Here is a 24,450-nt window from a genome sequence, read left to right on the forward strand (position 1 = left end):
TCCTATCCACCCCCAGAGGTATTGTCAAGGGGGTATCGCCACCCTCACGGGGTTTTTTGAACACACCCGGTTGACGAGACCGGGCGGACAGGACTGGACAGGAGCCACGGCGTGACGCGCAGCGTGTACGTGACCGGGATCGACCGCGGAGACGGCCGGCAGGTGGTCGAGCTGGGAGTCATGGAACTCCTGACCCGCCAGGTGGACCGGGTGGGGGTGTTCCGGCCGCTGGTCCACGACGGGCCCGACCGTCTGTTCGATCTGCTGCGGGCGCGCTACCGCCTCACCCAGGACGCCTCGACGGTCTACGGCATGGACTACCACGAGGCCTCGGCGCTCCAGGCCGAACAGGGCACCGACGAGCTGGTCTCCCGGCTCGTCGACCGCTTCCTCGCGGTGGCCCGCGACTACGAGGTCGTCCTCGTCCTCGGTACGGACTTCGCCGCCACCCAGCTCCCCGACGAGCTGGCGCTCAACGCCCGTCTGGCCAACGAGTTCGGCGCCTCGGTGATACCCGTGGTCGGCGGCAAGAACCAGACCGCCGAGTCCGTACGGGCCGAGGCCCGCAACGCCTTCCGGGCGTACGACGGGCTGGGCTGCGACGTCCTCGCGATGGTCGTGAACCGGGCGGCCGGCGAGGACCGCGCGGCCATCGCCGAGCGGCTCGGCGCCCGGGTCCCCGTGCCCTGCTACGTGCTCCCCGACGAGCCGGCGCTCGCGGCGCCCACGGTCGCCCAGATCACCCACCACCTGGGCGCCTCGGTGGTGCTCGGTGACGACGCGGGCCTGGCGCGCGACGCGCTCGACTTCGTCTTCGGCGGCGCGATGCTGCCGAACTTCCTGAACGCGCTGACCCCGGGCTGTCTCGTGGTCACCCCCGGGGACCGCGCCGACCTCGTCGTGGGCGCGCTCGCGGCGCACTCGGCGGGCACCCCGCCGATCGCCGGTGTGCTGCTCACCCTGAACGAGCGGCCCAGCGAGGAGATCCTGACCCTGGCGGCCCGGCTCGCGCCCGGCACGCCGGTCATCTCCGTCCCCGGCAACAGCTTCCCGACGGCCGCCGAACTCTTCTCCCTCGAAGGCAAGTTGAACGCGGCGACGCCCCGCAAGGCGGAGACGGCGCTCGGCCTCTTCGAGCGGCACGTGGACACCGCCGATCTGCTGAAGCGGATCTCGCTGGCCCGCAGCGGCCGGGTGACGCCGATGATGTTCGAGCACGAACTCCTGGAGCAGGCCCGCGCCGACCGCCGCCGCGTGGTCCTCCCCGAGGGCACCGAGGAGCGGGTGCTGCGCGCGGCCGACGTGCTGCTGCGCCGCGACGTCTGCGACCTGACCCTGCTCGGCGACGTCGAGGTCATCCGCAAGAAGGCGGCGGACCTGGGCATCGACCTGTCCTCGCCGGCCACCCAGCTGATCGACCCGCAGACCTCCGAGCTGCGCGACGGCTTCGCGACGAAGTACGCGGAGCTGCGCGCCCACAAGGGCGTGACGGTGGAGCTGGCGTACGACGTCGTCTCGGACGTCAACTACTTCGGCACGCTGATGGTCGAGGAGGGGCTCGCGGACGGCATGGTCTCCGGCTCGGTGCACTCCACGGCCGCGACGATCCGGCCCGCCTTCGAGATCATCAAGACCAAGCCTGGGGGCACCTCCCAGGGCGAAGCCTCTGGGGGAGCCTCGATCGTCTCGTCGGTCTTCTTCATGTGCCTCGCCGACAAGGTACTCGTGTACGGCGACTGCGCGGTGAACCCGGACCCGGACGCGGCGCAGCTCGCGGACATCGCCGTGCAGTCGGCGGCCACCGCGGCCCGCTTCGGCGTGGAGCCGCGGATCGCGATGCTCTCGTACTCCACCGGCACTTCGGGCTCGGGCGCGGACGTCGACAAGGTCCGCGAGGCGACGAAGCTGGTCCGGGAGTCCCACCCGGAGCTGCGGATCGAGGGGCCCATCCAGTACGACGCGGCGGTCGAGCCGTCCGTCGCCGCGACCAAGCTGCCGGGTTCGGAGGTGGCGGGCCAGGCGACCGTGCTGATCTTCCCCGACCTCAACACCGGCAACAACACCTACAAGGCCGTGCAGCGCTCGGCCGGTGCCGTGGCGGTCGGCCCGGTCCTTCAGGGTCTGCGCAAGCCGGTGAACGACCTCTCGCGCGGCGCGCTCGTCAGCGACATCGTCAACACGGTCGCCATCACGGCGATCCAGTCCCAGGTCCCCCAGGAGCCCACGGCATGACCTCCCCCACGCGTGTCCTCGTCCTCAACTCCGGTTCCTCGTCCCTGAAGTACCAGCTCCTCGACATGAAGGAGCACAGCCGGCTCGCGGTCGGCCTGGTCGAGCGGATCGGCGAGGAGACCTCCCGGCTCGTGCACACCCCGCTCCTGGGCGGCGGCGGCGAGAAGCGCGAGCGGACCGGGCCGATCCCCGACCACGCGGCGGCCCTGAAGGCGGTGGCCGAGGAGCTGACGGCGGACGGCCTCGGCCTGGACTCCCCCGAACTGGCCGCGATCGGCCACCGGGTGGTGCACGGCGGGCTGCGGTTCACCGCGCCGACCGTGATCGACGAGGAGGTGCTCGCCGAGATCGAGCGGCTCGTGCCGGTCGCGCCGCTGCACAACCCGGCGAACCTCACCGGCATCCGTACGGCGATGGCGCTCCGCCCCGACCTGCCGCAGGTCGCGGTCTTCGACACCGCGTTCCACACGACGATGCCGGAGTCGGCGGCCCGGTACGCGATCGACGTGGAGACGGCGGACGCGCACCGCATCCGGCGGTACGGCTTCCACGGCACCTCGCACGCCTACGTGTCGCGCGAGACGGCGAAGCTGCTCGGCAAGGAGCCGGCGGAGGTGAACGTGATCGTGCTGCACCTGGGCAACGGAGCCTCCGCCTCCGCCGTCAGGGGCGGCCGGTGCGTGGACACCTCGATGGGGCTGACCCCGCTGGAGGGCCTGGTCATGGGCACCCGCTCGGGCGACGTCGACCCGGCGGTCACCTTCCACCTGAAGCGGGTGGCGGGGATGTCGGCGGACGAGATCGACACACTGCTCAACAAGAAGTCCGGGCTCGTCGGGCTCTGCGGCGACAACGACATGCGGGAGATCCGGCGCCGGATCGACGAGGGCGACGAGCGGGCCGCGCTCGCCTTCGACGTCTACATCCACCGGCTCAAGAAGTACATCGGGGCGTACTACGCGGTACTCGGCCGGGTGGACGCGATCGCGTTCACGGCGGGTGTCGGCGAGAACGCGGCCCCGGTGCGGGAAGCTGCGATCGCGGGCCTGGAGGAGCTGGGCCTGGCGGTGGACGCCGACCTCAACGCCGTACGGTCCGACGAGGCCCGGATCATCTCGCCGGAGTACGCGCGGGTGGCGGTCGCCGTGGTGCCGACGGACGAGGAGCTGGAGATCGCGCGCCAGAGCTACGACCTGGTGGCTCGATAGGGGGCTTCTCGGGCCGCTCGTCGGGCGCTCCGGAAGTGAACGCCTGAGCGACCCCGCGCCCATTTGTACTTTCCACCAGACGGAATATTCCGCCGCGAAACAAACCGATAGGATCCGCCTCATGCGCCGTTCCAAAATCGTCTGCACGCTGGGCCCCGCCGTCGACTCGTACGAGCAGCTGAAAGCGCTCATCGAGGCCGGTATGAACGTGGCCCGATTCAACATGAGCCACGGGACCCAGGCAGAGCACCAGGAGCGGTACGACCGTCTCCGCAGGGCGGTGGCCGACACCGGCCGCGCCGTCGGCGTGCTCGCCGACCTCCAGGGCCCCAAGATCCGTCTGGAGACCTTCGCGGAGGGTCCCGTCGAGCTGGTGCGCGGTGACGAGTTCACCATCACCACCGACGACGTCCCGGGCGACAAGTCCATCTGCGGCACCACGTACAAGGGCCTGCCCGGTGACGTCTCCAAGGGCGACCAGGTCCTGATCAACGACGGCAACGTCGAGCTGCGGGTCGTCGAGGTCGAGGGCCCGCGGGTGAAGACCGTCGTCATCGAGGGCGGTGTCATCTCCGACCACAAGGGCATCAACCTGCCCGGCGCGGCGGTCAACGTCCCGGCCCTGTCCGAGAAGGACGTCGAGGACCTGCGGTTCGCCCTCCGGATGGGCTGCGACATGGTCGCCCTCTCCTTCGTCCGCAACGCCGACGACGTCAAGGACGTCCACAAGGTGATGGACGAGGAGGGCCGCCGGGTCCCGGTCATCGCCAAGGTGGAGAAGCCGCAGGCGGTCGAGAACATGGCCGACGTGGTCGCCGCGTTCGACGCCGTCATGGTCGCCCGTGGCGACCTCGCGGTGGAGTACCCGCTGGAGAAGGTCCCGATGGTGCAGAAGCGCCTCGTGGAGATGTGCCGCCGCAACGCCAAGCCGGTCATCGTCGCCACCCAGATGATGGAGTCGATGATCACCAACTCCCGCCCCACCCGCGCCGAGGCCTCCGACGTGGCCAACGCGATCCTGGACGGCGCGGACGCGGTCATGCTCTCCGCGGAGTCCTCCGTGGGCGCGTACCCGATCGAGACCGTCAAGACGATGTCGAAGATCGTCGCGGCGGCCGAGGAGGAGCTGCTCGCCAAGGGCCTGCAGCCGCTCGTGCCCGGCAAGAAGCCACGTACGCAGGGCGGCTCGGTGGCCCGCGCGGCCTGCGAGATCGCGGACTTCCTGGGTGGCAAGGCGCTGATCGCCTTCACCCAGTCCGGCGACACCGCGCGCCGTCTGTCCCGTTACCGGACGATCCAGCCGATCCTCGCCTTCACCACGGACGAGTCGACCCGCAACCAGCTCACCCTGAGCTGGGGCGTGGAGTCCTTCCTCGTCCCGTTCGTGGAGACCACGGACGCGATGGTCGACATCGTCGACGCGGAGCTGCTGAAGCTCCAGCGCTACGGTTCGGGCGACACCATGGTCATCACGGCCGGCTCGCCCCCCGGCGTCCCGGGCACCACGAACATGGTCCGGGTCCACCACCTTGGCGGCGACAAGGTCTGACGCCCCCACAGCACACGACATGGGGAAGGCCCCCGTCCGGATCGGACGGGGGCCTTCCCCATATGCGGCTCCCGGATGGCTCGGGGGTGGTGCGTCAGCTGGGCTCGACCGTGTTGCGCAGGCCGGGGACCTTGAGGGTGCCGCCGAACTGGCCCGCCTGGATGACTTCCACGTTCGTGAAGAAGGCGAACGGGACGTCGAGCGGCGGCGGGGTCTGCGGGTTGAAGGTGATCGGGATCAGGCCGAAGAGGTTGCCCTTCAGCTGCTCCGTGTACATGGTCACCGTGCCGTTGCGGATGGTCGACGTCGAGCCCTTGTCGGAGCGGACGTGGCCCGTGTAGCCCGGCTCGTGCACCGTGAGCTGGTGCAGGTCCTTGATGTCGACCTCGCTCGCGGTGAACTTCAGCGCCTTCTTGATCTTGCCGCTGCCGGTCTTGACCTCGACGATGCCGTGGTACTTCAGGCCCTTCAGCGTGAGCAGGCTGCTCTCCAGCTTCCACGGCTCGTCCGGCAGGAGCGGGATCCCCGGCTCCAGTTCGGCCGCCGCGAGCGCCTTGGGGTCGGGCTCAGGGCACGGGAAGCGCGGCTTGGCGCCGTCGGGTATCGCCTCGTCCTTCTTGGCGTCGAGACCCTTGGCGTCCTCCGGCAGCTCCTCGACCTTCTGACCTGCCTCCTCGGCGGCCTTCTCGATGGCGGCCTTGGTCTTGTCGACCGGGCCGTCGGTGGAGTCGGCCCTGCCCGCGTCGGCCTCGCCCTTGTCGGGGTCGGTGGTCGGGGGCTTGGCCGGGGCCGTGGTGGCCGTGGGCGCGGGCTTCGCCGGCTTGGTGGCCGTGGCGGAGGGCGTCGGGGTGGCCGTCGGCGTGGTGTTCGGACCGTCGAAGAGGTCCTTGATCTTGTCACCGAGGCCCAGCGGGTCGAGCGGGTTGACGCTCTTCGTCGCGGTGGGAGTGGGCGTCGGCGCGGGGGACTTCTCCTGCGTGGCCTGCTGCTCCGTGGTGGCCGTCGCCGACGGAGTGGCGGTCGGCTTCGGGGACTCGCCGCCCTCGCCGGTCTCCGGCTTGGGCGACTCGCTCGCGCTCGCGCTCGCCGTGGGCTTGGGCGTCTCGGCGGGCTTCGTCGTCTCCTCGGTCACCGGCTCGTCGGAGCGGGTCACGCACGGGCCGGGCGCGAAGGGGATGTCCTTCTCGTCGGCGACGGCGAGCCTGGGCGCCATGCCCATGCCCATCAGTACCGCGGTCGGCATGGCGGCCAGGGCCATGGCCTTGCCCGCGGGCCCCTGGATCTTGTTCAGCAGCGACTTGCGCGGAGCCGCGTGCCGCGGACCCCTGCGAGCCAGAGTGGCGCCGTCCGCAGCCGCCGCCGACTGCGCCGACTGTGTGTCGTCACCCCGCACTGTTCCTCCCGCCGTTGGCGTCGATCGTCGATTCGGTCGCCTGCGCACCGGGACCCGCCTGCGGGTCCGGCTCCTCACCGGCGCGCTGCTCCGGGACCGGGGCCTTGCCGAAGTCGACCGTGCCGGTCGTCTCCGTCGCCTCGGTGCCGTGCTGCTGACCGTCGTACTCGTGCTCGCCCGCTACGGCCTCCGTACGCTCGCCGGCCGGCTCGGCCGACGGCTGCGCGGTCGTCTCCTCCGCCGGCTTGCCCGGGGCCCACGCCACGGAGAGTCCGCCGCCGACCAGGGCGAGCAGGAAGCCCATGAAGAAGCCGCCGAGGTTGGAGACCGGGATGGAGACGAGTGCCAGGACGATCGCCGCGACGCCCGCGAACACCCGGACGATGGGCTGGAACCACATCGTCAGACCGAGCGTCACCAGAAGCACGCCGATGATCAGGGCGCCGGCGCCGCCCGTGGTCGCCATCGCGATCGTCATGTTGCCGAGTCGCAGGTCGGCGTACGGGAAGTAGGCGATCGGTACGCCGCCGATCATGGTGAACAGTCCGGCCCAGAAGGGACGGCTGCCCCGCCAGTCGCGGAAGCGGCGCACGCTCTGGTTCGGGACTCCGCGGGAAGCAGTGGACTCGGCGCTCATGGAAAACAGCTCCCTGGAAGCGGTGTTGCGATGAGAAGTGGAGAAGGTGGCACTGGGGCCGGGAACGGGCGGGGCCGTACGGAACGAGTCGACGGCCCGCGCCCGCCGGGCATTGCTGCCGGATACCGCACCGAGTGACTACTCGGTGAAGCACTCCTTGGTGCCCTTGTGCAGCTTCAGGCTCAGGTTGCTGAGCTTGAAGGTTCCGGCGGTGGTCGCCCACGCCTTCTGCTCCACGTTGGTCAGCGTCGCCGTCTCGGCGCGCTGCGAGAAGCCGTACGGGTTGGCCTTCGTACCGGGCTGGATGCCCGGCTTGCCCTCGGACTTCGGGAGCGAACCCGCGGCCACACCGATGTCGATGTTGCCGAACTCGGCGTCGGCCTTCAGCGAGGAGACATCGAGGTAGATGTCCTTCGCGTAGACCGGCTTCTTCGGGTCGGTGCCGGCGCGCAGCTCCAGCGAGACGTTGCCGATGAACGGCACGTCCGGCGTCACCACGGACTGGCACATGTTGCTGATCCAGGCCTCGGAGAAGCCCGAGACACCGACCGGCTCGGCGAACGGCTTGCCGTGCAGGTCCTTACCGGCGGCCACGCTGCCGTACTGGACGAAGTCCTTGCCGACAAGGCTGTCGGCCTTCACCTTGAACTCCTGGCCGGAGATGCTGAAGGACGCGGCGAGCGCGCCCTGAGCCAGGCCGACACCGATCGCGGCCGTCGCGGCCACACTCGGCACCATGACGACGGCGAACCGCTTCCATCTGGTCCCGCCACGAACCTGGGACTTCATGAGAATCCTCCTTCTCGGACGTACATCTCCGGATGGGCCCAGGGCCCGTCCTGGGATGGGAGAAGTGCTACGTCCTCGGGAAGGAGCGCCGAACACCGGGCGCGCGGAGCGTCCGACTTCACCGGCGATCACCCCCGAGCGACAACCACTGGCCACGCCTTGCGCGCAACCTCTTGGACAGGCCCTGCCGGTAAGAGCAGGAACCCCCCTGTCCACGGCCGGCGCCACTGCCACCGGCCCGCTCGGTGGGGACCCTCCGCCGCGGACCCGGATGGTTGCCGGGGTGGTGCGGTATCGGACCGAGCGTCGCCGATCGTGGTCCATTCCGGGCGCCCGCACAAGGGGGTTCGTTACTCGCTAGTAACGGACGGATAACCTCGCCACGACAGCGCGATGCCGCGTGGCCACACAGGGTGCAGCCCGCGGCATCGGCAAAGCGGGAAGAGTATGCGGAAACCCGGACACAATCACGGGTTCGATTTACTGCAAGTAACAGCGGCCGCGATTACCAAGTTTTGGTAAAGCGCGGCCGCGTCATGTCGCTCTGTCGCCAAATCGGCGCGCCCTCCCGGGGGAGGGAAAGGGTCAGAACAGCACCCGGGCGAGGGCCTGTCGAGCCGCCGTGACCCGGGGGTCCTCCGGGCCGATCACCTCGAAGAGCTCCAGGAGCCGCAGCCGCGCCGCGTCCCGCTCCTCACCCGCCGTGCGCCGCACGGCGTCGACGAGCCGGCCGAAAGCGTCCTCGACATGACCGCCCACCAGATCGAGATCGGCGGCGGCGATCTGCGCGGCGGAGTCGGCCGGGTTGTCGGCCGCGTTCTTCCGCACCTGCTGCGGATCCATGTCCTGGACACGGGCGAGGAGTTCCGCCTGCGCGAGGCCCAGCTTCGCCTCCGGGTGGCCGGGGTCGTCGGCGAGCACGTTCTTGTACGCCTGGACGGCGCCGGCCAGGTCACCGGCGTCGAGCGCCGACATGGCCGCTTCGAGCAGCGCGTCGTACGGGCCCGCGGGCACCGGGGCCTGGGCGGCGGCGCCGTCGGACTCGGCGTCCGGGTCGACGGCGATACCGGTGAGGCCGAAGCGCTCCTCGCCGACCTGGATCAGCTGGTCCAGGGTCTGGCGGATCTGGGCCTCGGGGGCCGCGCCCTGGAAGAGCGGCAGCGCCTGGCCGGCGACCACCGCGAAAACGGCCGGAATTCCCTGGATGCCGAACTGCTGCATCAGCATCTGGTTGGCGTCGACGTCGATCTTGGCCAGCAGGAAGCGGCCGTTGTACTCGACGGCCAGGCGCTCCAGGAGGGGGCCGAGCTGCTTGCACGGCTCGCACCACTCGGCCCAGAAGTCGATGACGACCGGGACCTCGGCCGAGCGCTGCAGGACGTCGCGCTCGAAGCCGGCCTCGTCGACATCGATCACCAGGGCAGAGGGGGCGACGGCCGCCGCGCCGCCCTGGCGGGCGACCTCGGCGCGCGCCTGCTCCGCCTTCGCCTTGGCCTCACCGGCCGCCTTCACCGCGGCGAGGTCGACGACGCCGCTCATGGACATGTTTCTGGGCTGCATGAGTACATCCTCCCCCTTCCGCGCGCGTAACCGGTACGTCATGGCTGAACCGTGCACCACGGTGCACGGCTCTCGTTCGTTTTTTCGCGCCCGGGTCCCCACCCGGCGCAGGTGGTTGTCGCTCAAGGCCGGTCCAGCCTTTCGCTACGGGTCGTAGCGTAACTGTCCCGATCCACCGGGGGGAAGGGTTCCCCGGTGAACTGGCTCACATCACGGGCCCCTGGCGCAATACCTACCGGCGGGTATGGTCGATCCCCATGTGTAAGCGCACCAGCCCCCGCACCCGAACCGGACGCCCGCGCAGCGTCGAGGCCGATACGGCGATCCTCGACGCGACCCGGGCCGCGCTGGTCGAACTGGGCTGGTCGAAGCTGACGATGGGCGATGTGGCGAGCCGCGCGGGGGTCGCCAAGACGACCCTCTACCGGCGCTGGGCGAGCAAGAACGAGCTGGTCGTGGACGCCGTCGCCGTCCTCTTCGACGAACTCGAACTCCCCGACCTCGGCTCTCTCAAGGCCGACATCGAGAACGTGGTCCTGCAGTTCGCCGCGCTCCTCCAGCGCCCCGAGACCAAGACGGCGCTGATGGCGGTCGTGGCGGAGTCCACCCGTGACGAGCCGCTGCGCGAACGCATCCGCACCTCGATCGTCGACCGGCAGAAGCGGCTGGTCCTCGAAGGCCGCCAGCGCGCCCAGGAGCGCGGCGAACTCCCGGACGACCGCGACCCCGGCACGGTCGACAGCACCGACGACCTGATCTTCGACGTCATCGCGGGCGCCGTGGTCCACCGCGCCCTGGTGAGCGCGGAGCCGGTCGACGAGGCCTGGGTACAGCGCTTCACGGCCCTGCTGATCGGCGGCCTGGGCGCGGCGGCGGCCACACCCTAGGGTCGCGAGCCCGGCACGTCCGACGGGCCACCCCCTAGGGTGAGGCGTCGTGACGATCTCTCTGAACAGCGCCGTGCGCGCACTTCTGGACGGCACCAACCCGGCGATCCTGGCGACCGTGCATCCCGACGGCTCCCCTCAGACCTCGGTGGTCTGGGTGGGCAGGGACGGCGACGAGCTCCTGATCTCCTCCCAGGCGGGCCGCCGCAAGGTGCGGAACATCGAGGCCGACCCCCGGGTCAGCCTGACCCTGTACGACAGCGGGGACCCGCAGCTGTACGCCGAGATACGGGGCACGGCCACGGTCACCGAGGACGTCGGGCGGGCGCTCGCGGTCTCGCTCGACGAGCACTACGAGGGGCCGGGCGCCGGCCAGGACTACCTCGAACTGCCGCCGGAGGTGGTGCGGGTGGTCATCCGCGTGACGCCGACGAAGGTGGTCGGCACGGCGACGCGGTAGCGCGTACGCGAAGGGGCGGTACGGGAGTCCCGTACCGCCCCTTCGCCCTGTCCGCAGGACTAGAAGCCCGGGGGCTCGGTGTAGACGCCCCACTCCTCGCGGAGCACGTTGCAGATCTCGCCCAGGGTCGCCTCGGCGCGGACCGCGTCGAGCATCGGGGCGATCATGTTCGAGCCGTCGCGGGCAGCCGCCAGCATCGCGTCGAGCGCGGCCTTCACCTTGGCGTCGTCACGGCGGTCCTTGCGCTCGCCGAGCACCCGGACCTGCTCCCACTCGACCTCGTGGCTGACCCGGAGGATCTCCAGGTCGCCGGTGACCGAGCCGTGGTGGACGTTGACGCCGACGACCCGCTTGTCGCCCTTCTCCAGGGACTGCTGGTACTGGAAGGCGGACTCGGCGATCTCGCCGGTGAACCAGCCGTCCTCGATGCCGCGCAGGATGCCGGAGGTGATCGGACCGATCGGGTGCTGCCCGTCCGGGTGCGCCCGGCGGCCGCGCTCCTTGATCTGGTCGAAGATCTTCTCGGCGTCGGCCTCGATGCGGTCCGTGAGCTGCTCCACGTACCAGGCGCCGCCGAGCGGGTCGGCCACGTTGGCCACGCCCGTCTCCTCCATCAGCACCTGCTGCGTGCGCAGCGCGATCTCGGCGGCCTGCTCGCTGGGGAGCGCGAGGGTCTCGTCGAGGGCGTTGGTGTGCAGCGAGTTCGTCCCGCCGAGGACGGCGGCGAGCGCCTCGACCGCGGTCCGTACGACGTTGTTGTACGGCTGCTGGGCGGTGAGCGAGACACCGGCGGTCTGGGTGTGGAAGCGGAGCCACTGGGCCTTGTCGGTCTTGGCGCCGTAGACCTCCTTCATCCAGCGCGCCCAGATCCGGCGGGCGGCGCGGAACTTGGCGATCTCCTCGAAGAAGTCGAGGTGCGCGTCGAAGAAGAAGGAGAGGCCGGGCGCGAAGACGTCCACGTCGAGCCCGCGCGAGAGCCCCAGCTCCACGTAGCCGAAGCCGTCGGCGAGGGTGTACGCGAGCTCCTGCGCGGCCGTCGCCCCGGCCTCGCGGATGTGGTAGCCGGAGACGGAGAGCGGCTTGTAGGCGGGGATGCCCTGGGCGCAGTGCTCCATCAGGTCGCCGATGAGGCGCAGGTGCGGCTCGGGCTGGAAGAGCCACTCCTTCTGCGCGATGTACTCCTTGAAGATGTCGGTCTGGAGCGTCCCGTTGAGGACGGCCGGGTCGACACCCTGGCGCTCGGCGGCGACCAGGTACATGCAGAAGACGGGCACGGCGGGCCCGGAGATGGTCATCGAGGTGGTCACGTCGCCGAGCGGGATGTCCTTGAAGAGGACCTCCATGTCGGCGGCGGAGTCGATGGCGACGCCGCAGTGGCCGACCTCGCCGAGCGAGCGCGGGTCGTCGGAGTCGCGGCCCATGAGGGTGGGCATGTCGAAGGCGACCGAGAGCCCGCCGCCGCCGGCGGCCAGGATCATCTTGTACCGCTCGTTGGTCTGCTCGGCGTTGCCGAAGCCGGCGAACTGCCGGATGGTCCACGTGCGGCCCCGGTAGCCGGTGGGGTGCAGTCCGCGGGTGAAGGGGTACTCGCCGGGCCAGCCGATGCGCTCGAAGCCCTCGTAGGTGTCGCCGGGCCTGGGCCCGTAGACGGGCTCCACGGTGTCGCCGGAGAGCGTGGTGAAGTCGGCGTCGCGCTTGCGGGCCTTGTCGTACCGGGCCTGCCAGCGGCGGCGGCCCTCTTCGATGGCGTCAGCGTCCATGCTTCAAATTTACTAGGACGTCCTAGTAAATGTCGATGGCAAACCTCCGCACATCCGTGCGGAGGTTCAGGCTCCCTGTCGGATCAGGCCTTGGCCGGGGCCGGCTGCGCGCCGTTGACCAGCGGGAGCGTCTCGCGGACGACCTTGCGCTCGACGAAGAAGGCGGCGAAGGGGATCGTCCCGGACAGCAGCACCCACAGGAGCTTGCCGAACGGCCACTTCGCCTTGGAGCCCAGGTCGAAGGCGAAGATCAGGTAGATGATGTAGAGGACGCCGTGGGTCTGGGAGACCGCGAAGGTCACGTCCTCGCCCATGTCGAACCCGTACTTGAAGACCATGCAGGTGCACAGCACGAGCAGCATGACGGCGGTGATGTACGCCATCACGCGGTAGCGGGTCAGCACGCTGGATTTCATGCCGTCGAGCGTAACGGCACGTTCCGGGCGATCTTCGGGCGGGTGGGAGCTCACGCGCGGGTTCCTGTCCGGGCCGCCCCGAACCCGCGCTCAGGACTCGTCGAAGTCCTCGGCGGAGACCCGCAGCGGGCGCAGCATCGCGAAGATCTCGGCGCACTCCTCGGCGTCGTAGACCCCGAGGCCGAAGTCCATCTCCATCAGGTCGCGGGTGGCCGCCTCGACCACCTCGCGGCCCTTCTCGGTGATGGAGGCGAGGGTGCCGCGCCCGTCGTTCGGGTTGGGCCGCTTGTCGACCAGACCCGACTTGACCAGCCGGTCGACGGTGTTGGTGACCGAGGTCGGGTGGACCATCAGCCGCTCGCCGATCTTCGACATCGGCAGCTCGCCGGCCTTGGAGAAGGTGAGCAGGACCAGGGCCTCGTAGCGCGCGAAGGTCAGTCCGTACGGCTTGACGACGGCGTCGACCTCCGCGAGGAGGATCTGGTGGGCGCGCATGATCGAGGTGATCGCGGCCATCGAGGGGACCGGCCCCCAGCGCTTCTGCCAGAGTTCGTCGGCGCGTGCGATGGGATCGAAGGGGAGACTGAGCGGCTTCGGCACGCGTCGACCTTACCCACTGGTCACATGCCGGTCAGCCCCGTCTCGCACTTCGGTCGCCCTTCGGTCGCCCGCACTTCGAGCACGACCGCGACGAGGCAGAGGGTGCCGAGGACACCCGTGGCGGCGACCACGAGGTGGACGGGGAGGAACTCGGCGGCGAGCCCGGCGCCGGCCATGCCGACCCCCTGCGCGGTCATCATCCCGGCGGTCATCAGCGTCATCGCCCTCCCCCGCCGGTCCTCGGGGACTGCGGCGACGAACCAGGCGTCGAGGCCCAGGGTGTACGCCCCGGTGGCGCCGGCGAGCGCGAGGGCGAGGCCCGCGAGGGCGGCCCCGGGCTCGACGGCGTAGAGCAGATAGGGCAGGACCCCGACGAGCACGAGCGGGTACACGAGCCGCGACCGCGTGGTGGCACCGAGCGCGGACCCGGCGAACAGCTCGCCCGCGATGGTGCCGACGGGCAGGGCGCACATCAGCAGCCCGAGCGCGGCGGTGGAGCCGCCGGCCTGGTCGGCGTAGGGGGCGGCGAGGGCCTCGGGGACGACGGCGAACATGGGCGGCAGCCAGAACATGAGCATGAGGGCGCGCACGCGCCGGTCGCGCAACAGACCGAGGTTGCCGCCGCGCTTCTCCGCCCTCCCGGCCCCACGGGCGGGCCGCCTCCGCGTCCCGAGCCGCAGCAGGAGCGCGGAGGCGAGGAAGGTGCCGGCGGTGAGGGCGATCGCGCCCGCGCGGGGCGACGACGGTGAGGAGCAGGCCGCCGACGGCGAAGCCGGTGAGCAGGGCGCTCTGGGAGACGATCCGCAGGAGGGAGCGGCCGAGGACGAAGAGGTCGCCCTCGCCGAGGATGTCGGCGAGGGTCGCCATCCGCGTCCCGTTGAAGACCGGCGCGACGGCGGCGACGACGCACCGCAGCACCAGCAGCCCGGCAACCGGGGTGGCGGGCAGCACCATGAGCGCGACGCACCCCGCGCACACCAGGTCGCAGACGACGAGGACCCGACGGGGCGGGTACCGGTCGGCGACGCCCGCGAGGAGGGTGCCGCCGACGAGGTACGGCAGGAAGCCGAGGGCGAAGGTGAGCGCGGAGAGCAGCGGCGAGCGGGTGAGCTCGTAGACGAGCACGGTGAGCGCGATCTCGCTGACGACGACGCCGAGCAGCGAGAGCAGGTGCGCGCCGAAGACGACCCGGAACTCGACGACGGCGAAGACGGCCCGGTAGCCGGGGGTGCGGGCGGCGGGCTCGGGCCGTGGGCCGGGGGGCGCGGGGGTCGTGTCGTGGTTCGGCATGGGCGCAGCCTGCCGTCGACGGCCTCCCCCACCTAGACTTTCGCCTCCACCCGAATCTTCCGTTCTCCTCCGTGGAGCCGCGCCCCCATGCCGTACCACCTCCACTTCGGCGAGGCCGACACCCTCCGCGTCCGGTTCGCGCTCTCGCCGCTCTGGGAGACACTCGGCGCCGTGCGCGTGCTCGCGCGGCCCCGGCAGCAGGGGTACCACCTGCCCTGGCTGCGGCGGATCCGGGGCGCGGCCGAGGGGCTCGACCTCCGGCCGCTGCATCTGCTGATGCCGCGGCGCGGACACAGCCCCGACTGCATCGGCCCGCCGCCCCTCGGGCCCGCCTGCTCCTTCGACGAGGAGATCGCGGCGGTACGGGAGACCGATCCGGCCCTCGCCCGGGACGACTTCGCGCGGGCGCTCGCCGACACCCAGGGCGCCACGACCTCCGAGGAGGGGCGGCGGATGCTGGCCGATCCGGCGGGCACCGTCGAGCGGCTCGCGGATCTGCTCCAGGCGTCCTGGGAGGCCCTGGTCGCGCCGGACTGGCCCCGGCTGCGGGCACTCCTGGAGGCGGACGTGGCGTACCACTCCCGCAGGCTCGCCGAGGGCGGCCTGGAGCGCCTGCTGGCCGAACTCCATCCCGGCTTCGCCTGGCGGCCGGACACCGCCACGCTCACGGTGGCGTACCGCGGCGAGCACATCCGCGCCCTCGAAGGCCGGGGCCTGGTCCTGATGCCCTCCGTCTTCACCTGGCCGGACGTGGTGAGCGGCTTCGACCCGCCCTGGCAGCCGACCGTCGCCTACCCGGTGCGCGGGATCGGCGGCCTGTGGACCGAGGCGCCCGGCGACCGGACCCCCGACGCGCTCGCCCGGCTGCTCGGGCGGGCCCGCGCGGACGTGCTGTGCGCGCTGGACGAGCCGGCCGGCACGACGGCGCTCGCGCACCGCCTCGGCCTCGCCCCGTCCTCGGTGTCGGCGCACCTGTCGGTGCTGCGGGACGCGGGCCTGCTGACCTCGCGCCGCTACGGCCACCAGGTGCTGTACGAGCGCACGCCGATCGGGATGGCCCTGACCGGCTCCACGGTGTCGCACCCACCCACCGACTGACCGTTATGCCACGATGATCCGGTGTTGTCCCGCCGCATCGCCCTCGCCACCGCCGCCGCTCTGGCCACCGCCCTGATCATGACCGGCGTGGCGAGCTGCGGCGAGGACGACAGGTCCGCCCGCACGCCCGTCGGCCCGCCGTCCGGCCGCGCCGAGACCGTCGCCCCGACCGGCGGCTCCCCGTTCTGGGTCGACCCGGACAGCGACGCGGCCCGGCAGGTGCGGCAGTACGAGTCGGAGGGCCGCGCCGAGGACGCGCGGCTGCTCAAGCGGATCGCGGAACGGCCCGTCGCGGACTGGCCGGACGGCGCCGATCCGGTACCGGACATCACCAAGGCGGTGCGCGGGGCCGCCGCCGACGGGCGGACCGTGGTCTTCGTCGCGTACAACATCCCGCACCGGGACTGTGGGATGTACTCGGCGGGCGGCTCGCACGACGGACAGGCGTACCGCACCTGGGTCGACTCCTTCGCCTCGGCGATCGGGGACGCGTCCGCGATCGTCGTCCTGGAGCCGGACGCGGTGCCGCACGCCGTCGACGGCTGCACCCCCGCCCAGTACCACGACGAACGCTTCCAGCTCCTCTCCGAGGCGATCGACCGGCTGAAGCGTCAGCCGAACACCCGGGTCTACCTGGACGCGGGGAACCCGGCGTGGATCGACGACCCGGGCAAGCTGGTCGAGCCGCTGCGCCGCGCGGGGATCGACCGGGCCGACGGCTTCTCGCTCAACGTCTCCAACTTCCAGACCAACGACACCGTGAAGGGCTTCGGCGCCGAACTCTCCGGCCTGCTCGGCGGCACGCACTTCACCGTCGACACCAGCCGCAACGGCGACGGCCCCCTGCCGGGCAACCGGGAAGAGGCCTGGTGCAACCCGCCGGGCCGCGCCCTCGGCGTCCCCCCGACCGACCGCACGGGCGACGACCTCGTGGACGCCTACCTGTGGATCAAGCGCCCCGGCGACTCCGACGGCCCCTGCCGCGGCGGCCCGTCGGCCGGCACCTGGTGGCCCGACTACGCCCTGGGCCTGGCCCGCCGAGCGAAGGCCTAGAGCCACTCGGGCGTCACCCCACCTGGATCCACTTCGCCTCCGACGAGCTGCCGTCCCGGTCCGTGACGAAGAGCATGTACCAGCCGGGGGGAACCAGGGTGCGGTCCAGGGGGACGTCCACCGTGATCGCGTCCTTCGTCTTCTTCAGGCCCAGTTCCACCGAGCGCTGTTCGACGTCCGTGGTGTGCGTGACCGCGCTCGGGCGCATCAGGCGGGCCTTGGTGATGCGGGCGGCGTCCTTGGTGCGGATCGTGACGCGGCCGTTCTGGTCGAGTTCCTGCGGGCCCTCGCCGAGGACCGGGCGGTCGGTGCCGGCGCGGTGCAGGGAGGGCGGGGTGAAGATCTCGATGCGCTGCTCGAAGCTGCCGAGCTTGGTGTTGGCCTGGTTGCCGTAGAGCGGGTCGGAGCCGAAGGTGGCGACGCGGCCGTCGGGGAGCAGCAGCGCCTCGGAGTGGTAGTTGCGGCCGACCGTCGGCTCGGCGGCGGCCGAGAAGGCGTTGGCGCTCGGGTCGTAGAACTGCGCCTTGAGGATGTCGCTGCCGCCCGCGCCCCGGTACCGCACCGAGCCTCCCGTGGTGAAGACGGTGTCGTCGGGCATGAGCACGCTGCTGAGGTAGCGGGTGCCCTGCGGCAGCGCCGGACCGTCCTTGAAGGCCGGGGTCTCCTTCGAGAGGTCGATGATCGAGGTCCGGGCGGTGGACTTCGGGGACTCGCCGACCCCGCCGCCGCCGAGGACCATGAGCTTCTGGTCCTGGACGGGCGGCAGCATCAGCGAGGCGGAGGTCTCCAGCTGGTCGGGGTCGGTGAGCCCGTTCAGCTTGGTGAAGGAGTTCTTCTTCAGGTCCCACAGGCCCGGCTCGCGGCCCTTCTCCGCCGGGCCGTAGCCCGCGTTGGAGCCGGTGTAGAGCAGCTTGCCGCCCTGGGTGAGGAAGAGGGCCGGGTAGGTGGGGAAGTAGCGGAAGGGGCCCTTGGACCACTTCTTGGTCTTCGGGTCGTAGATCTCGTTGTCGCCGGGGACGACGTCGCCGACGTCGTTGAGCCCGGAGACCGCGAGGACCTTGCCGTCCTGGAGGGTGACGAGCGTCGGGTACCACCGGGCGTCCTTCATCGGGGCGACGGGGATGTACTTCTCCGCCTTCGGGTCGAACTCGTAGGCACCCCTGATGCCCTGGAAGTCCTGCTTCTCGGTGGTGAGCCGCTGCGCGAGGCCGTAGACGTTGTCGGCGTCCTCGCCCTTGAGCCCGACGACCTCGTACTGCGCGGCCTGGGTGGTGAGCGCCTGCGCGCCCTCCTTCCTCGCCTCGACGAAGACCCGCGCCTCGGCGGCGGTGACCTTGGTCTTCCAGGGCTTCATCTGGCCGCTCTTGAAGTACGAGATCTCGAAGTCGCGCTTGGCCTTGGGGACGGTGACGTCGAACTTCGACACGTACTCGACGCCGGACGGGGAGCGGAAGACCGTGCCCTTCTTGAGGGTGACGGCCTTGTCGGGGCTCTCGTTCTTGACCCGCATCCCGCCGCCCGCGCGCTTGACCTCGCCGTCGAGGATCTCGTAGCGGGCGGTGCCGCCGGCCACCAGGAGGCGGCCGTCGGCGAGCTGGGTGTGGCCGGAGCAGAAGAAGTCCTCGGGGGTGGGGATCTTCTTGAAGGTGTTCTTCTTCGGGTCCCAGAGGATGGTGTCGAAGGTGCCCGAGTCGAACTTCTTCTGGTCGTTGCCGGAGCCGGCGATGAGCAGCACCTTGCCGGTGTGCAGCAGCGCGGCGTGGATGGCGTTGACGCTGTATCCCTCGGGGACGGAGACCGGCGCCCAGGAGCCGAACCGCTTCTTGTAGCCGGGCTGGGCGATCTTGTACGCGTGGTACTTCTCGCCGACGAACGAGACCGCGGCGGGTGCGTTCAGGGCCGCGAGGACCACGACGGCGCCACTGCCGAACAGCGTCTTCTTGAGTTTCTTCGACGGCCGGTAGGCCATGGCTCAGTTCCCTCCGGTCGTCGTGGGCGCGGGTGCGGTGGCCGCCGGCGGGTGCGGGGTGGCGGCGGCGCGGACCTCGACGCTCTCGTGGGCGGGGGTGAGGCGGCGGGCGCGGGTGCGGGCCCGGGCCTGGGCGCGCACCTGGCGGCCGCGCCGCGCGCGCAGGGCGGTCCAGGTCCAGACGGCCACCGGGGAGAGGGAGATGACGAGGGCGAGCACGGCCCAGGTGCGCATGGCGGCGTGGGTGTGCTGGAAGTGGACGGAGGCGAGCAGCGAGGCGGTCAGCACCGCCGCCCAGTACAGGTGGATACGGAAGGTCAGGACGCGGTCGGGGCTGGCCTCGCCGCCCTTGGGGGTGACGACGAAGCGGCCCCGGGTGCGCAGCACCGCCGAGCCGAGCGACTTGAGGTAGATCGGCGCGGAGAGCGCGGACATCGCCATGCCGGCCAGGCCGCCGGAGCCCTCGGGCTCGTGGGGTGAGACGTTGTGGCGCCGGTTCCAGAGGTAGAGGCCGATCTGCAGGGCGACCGCGTCGCTGTAGATCATCAGCCAGACCGAGGAGGAGACCTGGGTCCCGGAGGCGCCGAGCCAGAGGAAGAGGACGCAGCTGAGGATGCCGAGGAACCAGTTGACGGCCGTCATCGGGTAGTAGACGAGCATCAGGGTGTAGTTGAGGAAGCGGCCCGGCGGAACCCGGAACGGCGTCTTCCAGTACTGCTTGAGCAGCGTCTCGTACGTGCCCCGGGACCAGCGCAGCTGCTGGGTGAAGAAGTCCGTCCAGGAGGCCGGGCCCTCGCCGACGGCGAGCACGTCCGGGGTGTAGACGGAGCGCCAGAAGTGCCCGGTGTGCGGGTTCTTCCTCCGGTGCAGCTCGAAGCCGGTGGCCATGTCCTCGGTGATGGAGTCGTAGAGCCCGCCGACCTGCTTGACGGCGGAGATCCGTACGACGTTGTTGGTGCCGACGAACATGGGCGCGTGGTAGCGGTTGCCGGCCCGCTGGATCAGCGCGTGGAAGAGGAACTGCTGGGACTCGGCGGCCTTGGTGACGGGCGAGGTGTAGTTGCCGTAGACCTGCGGTCCGACGACGAAGGCGACGTCCGGGTCGCGGAAGAAGCCGAGCATCCGCTCCAGGAAGTTGGGGAGCGGGACGTGGTCGGTGTCGACGGAGGCGAAGAAGTCGTACGCGTCCCCGTGCATCGCGAGCCAGGCGTTGTAGTTGCCGTGCTTGGTGCGGGCCTTGTGGACGCCCTTCTTGCGGTTCCACTCCGGGACGCCGGCCCGGGTGAAGTGCCTGACGCCCAGTTCGGCGCAGAGCGCCTTGGCGCGTTCGTCGTCGCCCTCGTCCAGGAGCCAGACGTCGAGCGTGCCGTCGTGCCGGAGGCGTACGGCCCCTTCGAGGGTGGCGCGCACCATGGCGAGGGGTTCCTTGCCCGGGACGTACGTGGTGAGGAAGGCGACCCGGGTGCCCTTCTCCGGGTGCACGGGTATCGGGTCGCGGGCGACCATCGTGGCGTGCGCGATCGAGGTGACGTTCACCAGCATGAAGAAGCAGATGAGCCCGATCGACACGAGCATCACGGCGTCGAGCCCGACGAGCCATCGGTCGCCGCCCTCTCGGACGGTCCAGTGGCTGGGCCAGACGAGGTAGACGAGCAGCAGCGCGGAGAGCACCGGCGCCAGGCTCATCAGGAGGACGGCACGTATTCGGTGCGGCTCCTTCGAGAGCAGACTCCGGTACTGCACCGTGTAGGCCGCTGTTTCCGGTTCCGTGAGGGGACCGGCGAGTCGGCTGTAGGTGTCGTAGTCGTAGCCTCGCGGCCGCACGGTGCCTCCAGCTGTCGTCGAACGGGTCGATACCCCCACAAAAGGGGAGAAGCATCGGCGTGTCGACTGGAGTCGTCCGAGCGAGTTGTTCTCGCCGCGCGTACGGGTGAGCCCCCGGCCCTGAGGGGTCGGGGGCTCGTCCGCGCGGTAGAGGCGGGTCAGCCGTTCAAGTGACGTTCGACGGTGTCGACCTTGCTCGTCAGTCCGTCGGTGACACCGGGTCGGATGTCGGCCTTGAGGACGACGGAGACCCGGGGAGCGCGCGCCTCGACGGCGGCGACGGCGCGCTTGACGACGTCCATGACCTCGTCCCACTCCCCCTCGATGGAGGTGAACATCGCGTCGGTGCGGTTCGGCAGCCCCGACTCACGGACGACCCGGACGGCGTCGGCCACGTACGCGCCGACCTCCTCGCCGACGCCGAGCGGGGTGACCGAGAAGGCGACGATCACGCGGCGTTCACCTTGCCCTCGCCCCGGGCGCGGGAGGCGATGACGGCGTCGGCGGCCTCGCGCTTGAGCTTGCGCTCGGCGAAGAAGCCGCCGAAGGGCAGCACGGAGAGCACGAAGTAGAGGGCGGCGGTCTTGAACTGCCACTTGGTGCGGTTCCAGGCGTCCAGCCAGAACAGCACGTACAGGATGAAGAGGATGCCGTGGATCGCGCCCATCACCGGCACGGCGTTGAAGTCCGTGGTGCGCTTGAGCACCGAGCAGACCAGCAGCAGGAGGAAGGAGACGGCCTCCGGCGCGGAGACGAGTCGGAGGCGGTGGAGCGAGGAGGCGGTCTTGATGTCCACGGGAGGGGGTCACCTTCGTTCGATCTTGTGAACGGATGCACAAGGATGGGCGGGTCCATTGTGCACGCCGACTTTGCTGTCTCTTTAGGCGGGGGGCCCGTAATCTCCCTCCGTGGCTACGTTCCGACTCCAAGGCAGCAAAGTGCTCGCCGTCTCCATGACCGGCGACGCCGTCAAGGCGAAAAACGGCTCCATGGTCGCCTACGACGGCCAGATGGCCTTCAAGAAGATGTCCGGCGGCGGCGAGGGCCTGCGCGGCATGGTCACCCGTCGGCTGACCGGTGAGCAGATGGAGGTGATGGAGGTGAAGGGCCAGGGGACCTGCTGGTTCGCCGACCGCGCCTCCGAGATCAACCTCGTCTCCCTGCACGGCGACAAGCTCTACGTCGAGGCGAGCAACCTGCTCTGCACGGACGCGGGGCTGCGCACCGGTACGAGCTTCACCGGCATGCGTGGCGGGGCGACCGGCAACGGTCTGTTCACCACGACCGTCGAGGGCACGGGCCAGGCGGCGATCATGTCCGACGGCCCGGCGGTGGTGCTGCGCGTGACCCCGCAGTACCCGCTCTCCGTCGACCCCGGCGCGTACGTCGCCCATCAGGGCAACCTCCAGCAGAGCTTCCAGTCCGGTGTGACGTTCCGCACGTTCCTCGGCGAGGGTGGCGGCGAGGCGTTCCAGATCCGCTTCGAGGGCGACGGGCTCGTGTATGTCCAGCCGAGCGAGCGGAACACGATCGGGGGCGACGTCTGATGCCGTTCCGTGAGATCAACTCGAAGATGGTCGAGGCCCAGGTGATCCCCGGGCAGCGCATGTTCAGCCAACGCGGCGCGATGCTGGCGTACCGCGGCGACGTCACTTTCACGCCGAACATGGCCGGCGGCCAGGGCGGTGTGATGTCGATGCTCGGCCGCCGGGTGGCCGGCGAGGCGACGCCGCTGATGACGGTCGAGGGCAACGGCACGGTGATGTTCGGGCACGGCGGCCACCACATCCAGGTGATCCAGCTGACCGGCGACACGCTGTACGTCGAGGCCGACCGGCTGCTCGCCTTCGACGGCACCCTGCAGCAGGGCACGATGTTCATGGGCTCCCAGGGCGGGGTCATGGGCATGGTGCGCGGCCAGGTGACCGGCCAGGGGCTCTTCACCACGACGCTCAAGGGCCACGGCGCGGTCGCCGTGATGGCGCACGGCGGCGTGATCGAGCTGCCGATCACGCCGGGGCGCGCGATCCATGTGGACCCGCAGGCGTACGTCGCGCACCACGGCGACGTACGGAACAAGCTCTCGACCGCGCTGGGCTGGCGCGACATGGTCGGGCGCGGCTCGGGCGAGGCGTTCCAGCTGGAGCTGAGCGGCAGTGGTGCGGTGTACGTGCAGGCCTCGGAGGAGAAGCTGTGACCGGTCCCGTCGTCCTCGACCCGCACTCGCTCCCGTCCGACGACAACGTCAATCCGTACACCTTCTGCGTGGAGCTCAAGGGCTCCCAGTGGTTCCTGCAGAAGGGGAAGATGATCGCCTACTACGGGCGGATCGACTTCAACGGCATCGGCCACGGGCGTCTGGACCGGCTGGTCCGTACGTCCTTCCACTCGCCGCTGCACGCGAGCGACTGGGTGGTGGCGGAGGGCAGCGGCAAGATGCTGCTCGCCGACCGGGCCTTCGACGTGAACTCCTTCGACCTGGACGAGGGCAATCTGACGATCCGCTCGGGCAATCTGCTCGCCTACCAGCCGACGCTGGCGCTGAAGCAGTCGATCGTGCCGGGCTTCGTGACGCTGATCGGCACGGGCAAGTTCGTGGCGGCCTCGAACGGCCCGGTGGTCTTCATGGAGCCGCCGATGCGGGTGGACCCGCAGGCGCTCGTCGGCTGGGCGGACTGCCCGTCCCCGTGCCACCACTACGACCACGGCTACATGACGGGCGTGATGGGCGGGGTGCGGGCGCTGACGGGGATCGGCGGCACCTCGGGCGAGGAGCATCAGTTCGAGTTCGTGGGAGCGGGTACGGTACTGCTCCAGTCGACCGAGTTGCTGATGCCCGAACGGGCGATCGGCGAGGCGGGCGGGCAGCCCGGGGTTCCGGGCGGCGTTCCCGGGGCGCACGGTTCCGGCCACGGGGCGCACGGCCAGGCACCGCGCCTTCCCGGACAGCTCGGAGACCTCCAGCGGCGCTTCGGGCTGTAGCCGGTAGTCTGCGGAGTGTGACGCCCTCGAACGTCTGCACCCCGTACGTCGGGCCCGGGTGCCTGGTGTCACACTCCCTGACTTCGTCCAGTTTTCAACTTCTTAGGTAGAATCCATATATGGAGACCGAGACGGCCACCCCCTGGCTCACCGACGCCGAACAGTGCGCGTGGCGCACATACCTGGACGTCTTCCGGATGCTGACGTACCAGTTGGAGAAGGACCTCCAGCCCTTCGGCCTGACCATGAACGACTACGAGATCCTGGTGAACCTCTCGGAGTCGGCGGAGCGGCGGCTGCGCATGAGCGACCTCGCCACGGCGACGCTGCAGTCCAAGAGCCGGCTCTCGCACCAGATCACCCGCATGGAGAACGCGGGGTACGTCCGCCGCGTCAACTGCGAGTCGGACCGCCGCGGCCTGTACGCGGTCCTGACTGACGAGGGCATGGAGACCATGCGCAAGGTCGCCCCGCACCACGTGGAGTCCGTACGCAGGCACTTCATCGACCAGCTGACCCCGGACGCCCTGGGCGACCTCCACGAGTCCCTGAAGCCGGTCGCCGAGCAGCTGCGCGGCCGCCGCGGCAAGCCGTAGCGGGCGGGACAGGCACGACGACGGGGGCCCCGGTGCGCGATCGCGCACCGGGGCCCCCGGCCCGCCGGTGGGGCCGCCGGGGCCGGTGCGGTGCGCCCCGCGCGGGGCGGGCGCCCCGGACGGGTCCCGGTCGCCCGCCCCCCTGGG

At 70.6% G+C, this 24,450-nt stretch carries 22 protein-coding genes and 1 pseudogene; 11 read left to right on the forward strand and 12 right to left on the reverse strand.

What is annotated here, in order from left to right; genetic code table 11:
- Nucleotides 1-111 precede the first annotated feature (111 nt).
- The 3 genes from pta (at nucleotide 112) to pyk (ending at nucleotide 4,989) form a co-directional block, all read left to right on the forward strand.
- Nucleotides 112-2,232, forward strand: a complete 2,121-nt coding sequence (gene pta / locus ACF09C_RS17240; RefSeq protein ID WP_392092270.1) for a phosphate acetyltransferase — start codon at nucleotides 112-114, stop codon at nucleotides 2,230-2,232.
- On the forward strand, nucleotides 2,229-3,440 hold the full coding sequence (locus ACF09C_RS17245; protein ID WP_392092271.1) for an acetate kinase: 1,212 nt from the start codon (nucleotides 2,229-2,231) through the stop codon (nucleotides 3,438-3,440). The genes pta and ACF09C_RS17245 overlap by 4 nt, the downstream gene beginning before the upstream one ends.
- 121 nt (nucleotides 3,441-3,561) lie before the next feature.
- Nucleotides 3,562-4,989 carry a pyruvate kinase gene (gene pyk, locus ACF09C_RS17250; protein WP_392092272.1) on the forward strand — a complete coding sequence of 476 codons (1,428 nt, stop codon included), beginning with the start codon at nucleotides 3,562-3,564 and terminating at the stop codon, nucleotides 4,987-4,989.
- Between the two features lie 94 nt (nucleotides 4,990-5,083).
- Here the strand turns inward: pyk and ACF09C_RS17255 are convergent, their stop codons facing one another.
- From ACF09C_RS17255 to ACF09C_RS17270, 4 genes are all read right to left on the reverse strand, one after another.
- A complete protein-coding gene (locus ACF09C_RS17255; protein WP_392092273.1) occupies nucleotides 5,084-6,382 on the reverse strand; it encodes a hypothetical protein in 1,299 nt (432 codons plus the stop codon).
- Complete coding sequence (locus tag ACF09C_RS17260; RefSeq protein WP_392092274.1) at nucleotides 6,372-7,019, reverse strand: DUF6114 domain-containing protein; 648 nt, start codon at nucleotides 7,017-7,019, stop codon at nucleotides 6,372-6,374. Before ACF09C_RS17260 ends, ACF09C_RS17255 begins: the two co-directional genes overlap by 11 nt.
- Nucleotides 7,020-7,157: 138 nt before the next feature.
- Nucleotides 7,158-7,808 (reverse strand): DUF6230 family protein, encoded by a 651-nt coding sequence (locus ACF09C_RS17265; protein ID WP_362410811.1) that lies wholly within the window; start codon nucleotides 7,806-7,808, stop codon nucleotides 7,158-7,160.
- A gap of 585 nt (nucleotides 7,809-8,393) precedes the next feature.
- Nucleotides 8,394-9,368 carry a tetratricopeptide repeat protein gene (locus tag ACF09C_RS17270; RefSeq protein WP_392092275.1) on the reverse strand — a complete coding sequence of 325 codons (975 nt, stop codon included), beginning with the start codon at nucleotides 9,366-9,368 and terminating at the stop codon, nucleotides 8,394-8,396.
- A 257-nt stretch (nucleotides 9,369-9,625) separates the two neighbouring features.
- Between ACF09C_RS17270 and ACF09C_RS17275 the strand changes: the two genes are divergently transcribed.
- Nucleotides 9,626-10,255: a TetR/AcrR family transcriptional regulator gene (locus ACF09C_RS17275; protein ID WP_392092276.1), complete on the forward strand. Its 630-nt coding sequence runs from the start codon at nucleotides 9,626-9,628 to the stop codon at nucleotides 10,253-10,255.
- Nucleotides 10,256-10,304: 49 nt separating this feature from the next.
- The gene (locus ACF09C_RS17280; protein ID WP_392092277.1) at nucleotides 10,305-10,715 is read left to right on the forward strand and encodes a PPOX class F420-dependent oxidoreductase; all 411 of its coding nucleotides are present in this window, start codon (nucleotides 10,305-10,307) and stop codon (nucleotides 10,713-10,715) included.
- 59 nt (nucleotides 10,716-10,774) lie between these two features.
- Here the strand turns inward: ACF09C_RS17280 and ACF09C_RS17285 are convergent, their stop codons facing one another.
- From ACF09C_RS17285 to ACF09C_RS17300, 4 genes and pseudogenes are all read right to left on the reverse strand, one after another.
- Nucleotides 10,775-12,475: a methylmalonyl-CoA mutase gene (locus ACF09C_RS17285; RefSeq protein ID WP_392092278.1), complete on the reverse strand. Its 1,701-nt coding sequence runs from the start codon at nucleotides 12,473-12,475 to the stop codon at nucleotides 10,775-10,777.
- Nucleotides 12,476-12,558: 83 nt separating this feature from the next.
- Nucleotides 12,559-12,891, reverse strand: coding sequence for a DUF3817 domain-containing protein (locus tag ACF09C_RS17290; RefSeq protein ID WP_362410826.1), 333 nt, complete (start codon nucleotides 12,889-12,891; stop codon nucleotides 12,559-12,561).
- A 90-nt stretch (nucleotides 12,892-12,981) separates the two neighbouring features.
- Nucleotides 12,982-13,491, reverse strand: a complete 510-nt coding sequence (locus ACF09C_RS17295; RefSeq protein ID WP_362410829.1) for a MarR family transcriptional regulator — start codon at nucleotides 13,489-13,491, stop codon at nucleotides 12,982-12,984.
- Nucleotides 13,492-13,500: 9 nt separating this feature from the next.
- Nucleotides 13,501-14,781, reverse strand: a pseudogene (locus ACF09C_RS17300) (MFS transporter).
- An 87-nt stretch (nucleotides 14,782-14,868) separates the two neighbouring features.
- On the opposite strand from ACF09C_RS17300, the gene ACF09C_RS17305 reads away from it, so the two are divergent.
- Nucleotides 14,869-15,879, forward strand: a complete 1,011-nt coding sequence (locus ACF09C_RS17305) for a DUF5937 family protein (RefSeq protein ID WP_392092279.1) — start codon at nucleotides 14,869-14,871, stop codon at nucleotides 15,877-15,879.
- 78 nt (nucleotides 15,880-15,957) lie between these two features.
- Nucleotides 15,958-16,932 carry a glycoside hydrolase family 6 protein gene (locus ACF09C_RS17310; RefSeq protein WP_392092408.1) on the forward strand — a complete coding sequence of 325 codons (975 nt, stop codon included), beginning with the start codon at nucleotides 15,958-15,960 and terminating at the stop codon, nucleotides 16,930-16,932.
- A gap of 13 nt (nucleotides 16,933-16,945) precedes the next feature.
- Here the strand turns inward: ACF09C_RS17310 and ACF09C_RS17315 are convergent, their stop codons facing one another.
- From ACF09C_RS17315 to ACF09C_RS17330, 4 genes are all read right to left on the reverse strand, one after another.
- Nucleotides 16,946-18,901: a galactose oxidase-like domain-containing protein gene (locus ACF09C_RS17315; protein WP_392092280.1), complete on the reverse strand. Its 1,956-nt coding sequence runs from the start codon at nucleotides 18,899-18,901 to the stop codon at nucleotides 16,946-16,948.
- 3 nt (nucleotides 18,902-18,904) lie between these two features.
- Nucleotides 18,905-20,725, reverse strand: a complete 1,821-nt coding sequence (locus tag ACF09C_RS17320) for a glycosyltransferase family 2 protein (RefSeq protein ID WP_392092281.1) — start codon at nucleotides 20,723-20,725, stop codon at nucleotides 18,905-18,907.
- 158 nt (nucleotides 20,726-20,883) lie between these two features.
- Nucleotides 20,884-21,177 carry an MTH1187 family thiamine-binding protein gene (locus tag ACF09C_RS17325; protein WP_392092282.1) on the reverse strand — a complete coding sequence of 98 codons (294 nt, stop codon included), beginning with the start codon at nucleotides 21,175-21,177 and terminating at the stop codon, nucleotides 20,884-20,886.
- Nucleotides 21,174-21,521 (reverse strand): DUF3817 domain-containing protein, encoded by a 348-nt coding sequence (locus ACF09C_RS17330; RefSeq protein WP_362429484.1) that lies wholly within the window; start codon nucleotides 21,519-21,521, stop codon nucleotides 21,174-21,176. Before ACF09C_RS17330 ends, ACF09C_RS17325 begins: the two co-directional genes overlap by 4 nt.
- Nucleotides 21,522-21,633: 112 nt before the next feature.
- On the opposite strand from ACF09C_RS17330, the gene ACF09C_RS17335 reads away from it, so the two are divergent.
- The 4 genes from ACF09C_RS17335 (at nucleotide 21,634) to ACF09C_RS17350 (ending at nucleotide 24,303) form a co-directional block, all read left to right on the forward strand.
- The gene (locus ACF09C_RS17335) at nucleotides 21,634-22,272 is read left to right on the forward strand and encodes an AIM24 family protein (RefSeq protein ID WP_392092283.1); all 639 of its coding nucleotides are present in this window, start codon (nucleotides 21,634-21,636) and stop codon (nucleotides 22,270-22,272) included.
- Nucleotides 22,272-22,922: an AIM24 family protein gene (locus ACF09C_RS17340; RefSeq protein ID WP_392092284.1), complete on the forward strand. Its 651-nt coding sequence runs from the start codon at nucleotides 22,272-22,274 to the stop codon at nucleotides 22,920-22,922. The genes ACF09C_RS17335 and ACF09C_RS17340 overlap by 1 nt, the downstream gene beginning before the upstream one ends.
- Nucleotides 22,919-23,707 (forward strand): AIM24 family protein, encoded by a 789-nt coding sequence (locus ACF09C_RS17345; RefSeq protein ID WP_392092285.1) that lies wholly within the window; start codon nucleotides 22,919-22,921, stop codon nucleotides 23,705-23,707. Before ACF09C_RS17340 ends, ACF09C_RS17345 begins: the two co-directional genes overlap by 4 nt.
- 119 nt (nucleotides 23,708-23,826) lie before the next feature.
- Nucleotides 23,827-24,303 (forward strand): MarR family transcriptional regulator, encoded by a 477-nt coding sequence (locus tag ACF09C_RS17350; RefSeq protein ID WP_362429492.1) that lies wholly within the window; start codon nucleotides 23,827-23,829, stop codon nucleotides 24,301-24,303.
- Nucleotides 24,304-24,450: the final 147 nt, after the last annotated feature.

Origin of the sequence: Streptomyces sp. NPDC014870 (genome assembly GCF_043081505.1) — a bacterium.
GTDB lineage: Bacteria > Actinomycetota > Actinomycetes > Streptomycetales > Streptomycetaceae > Streptomyces.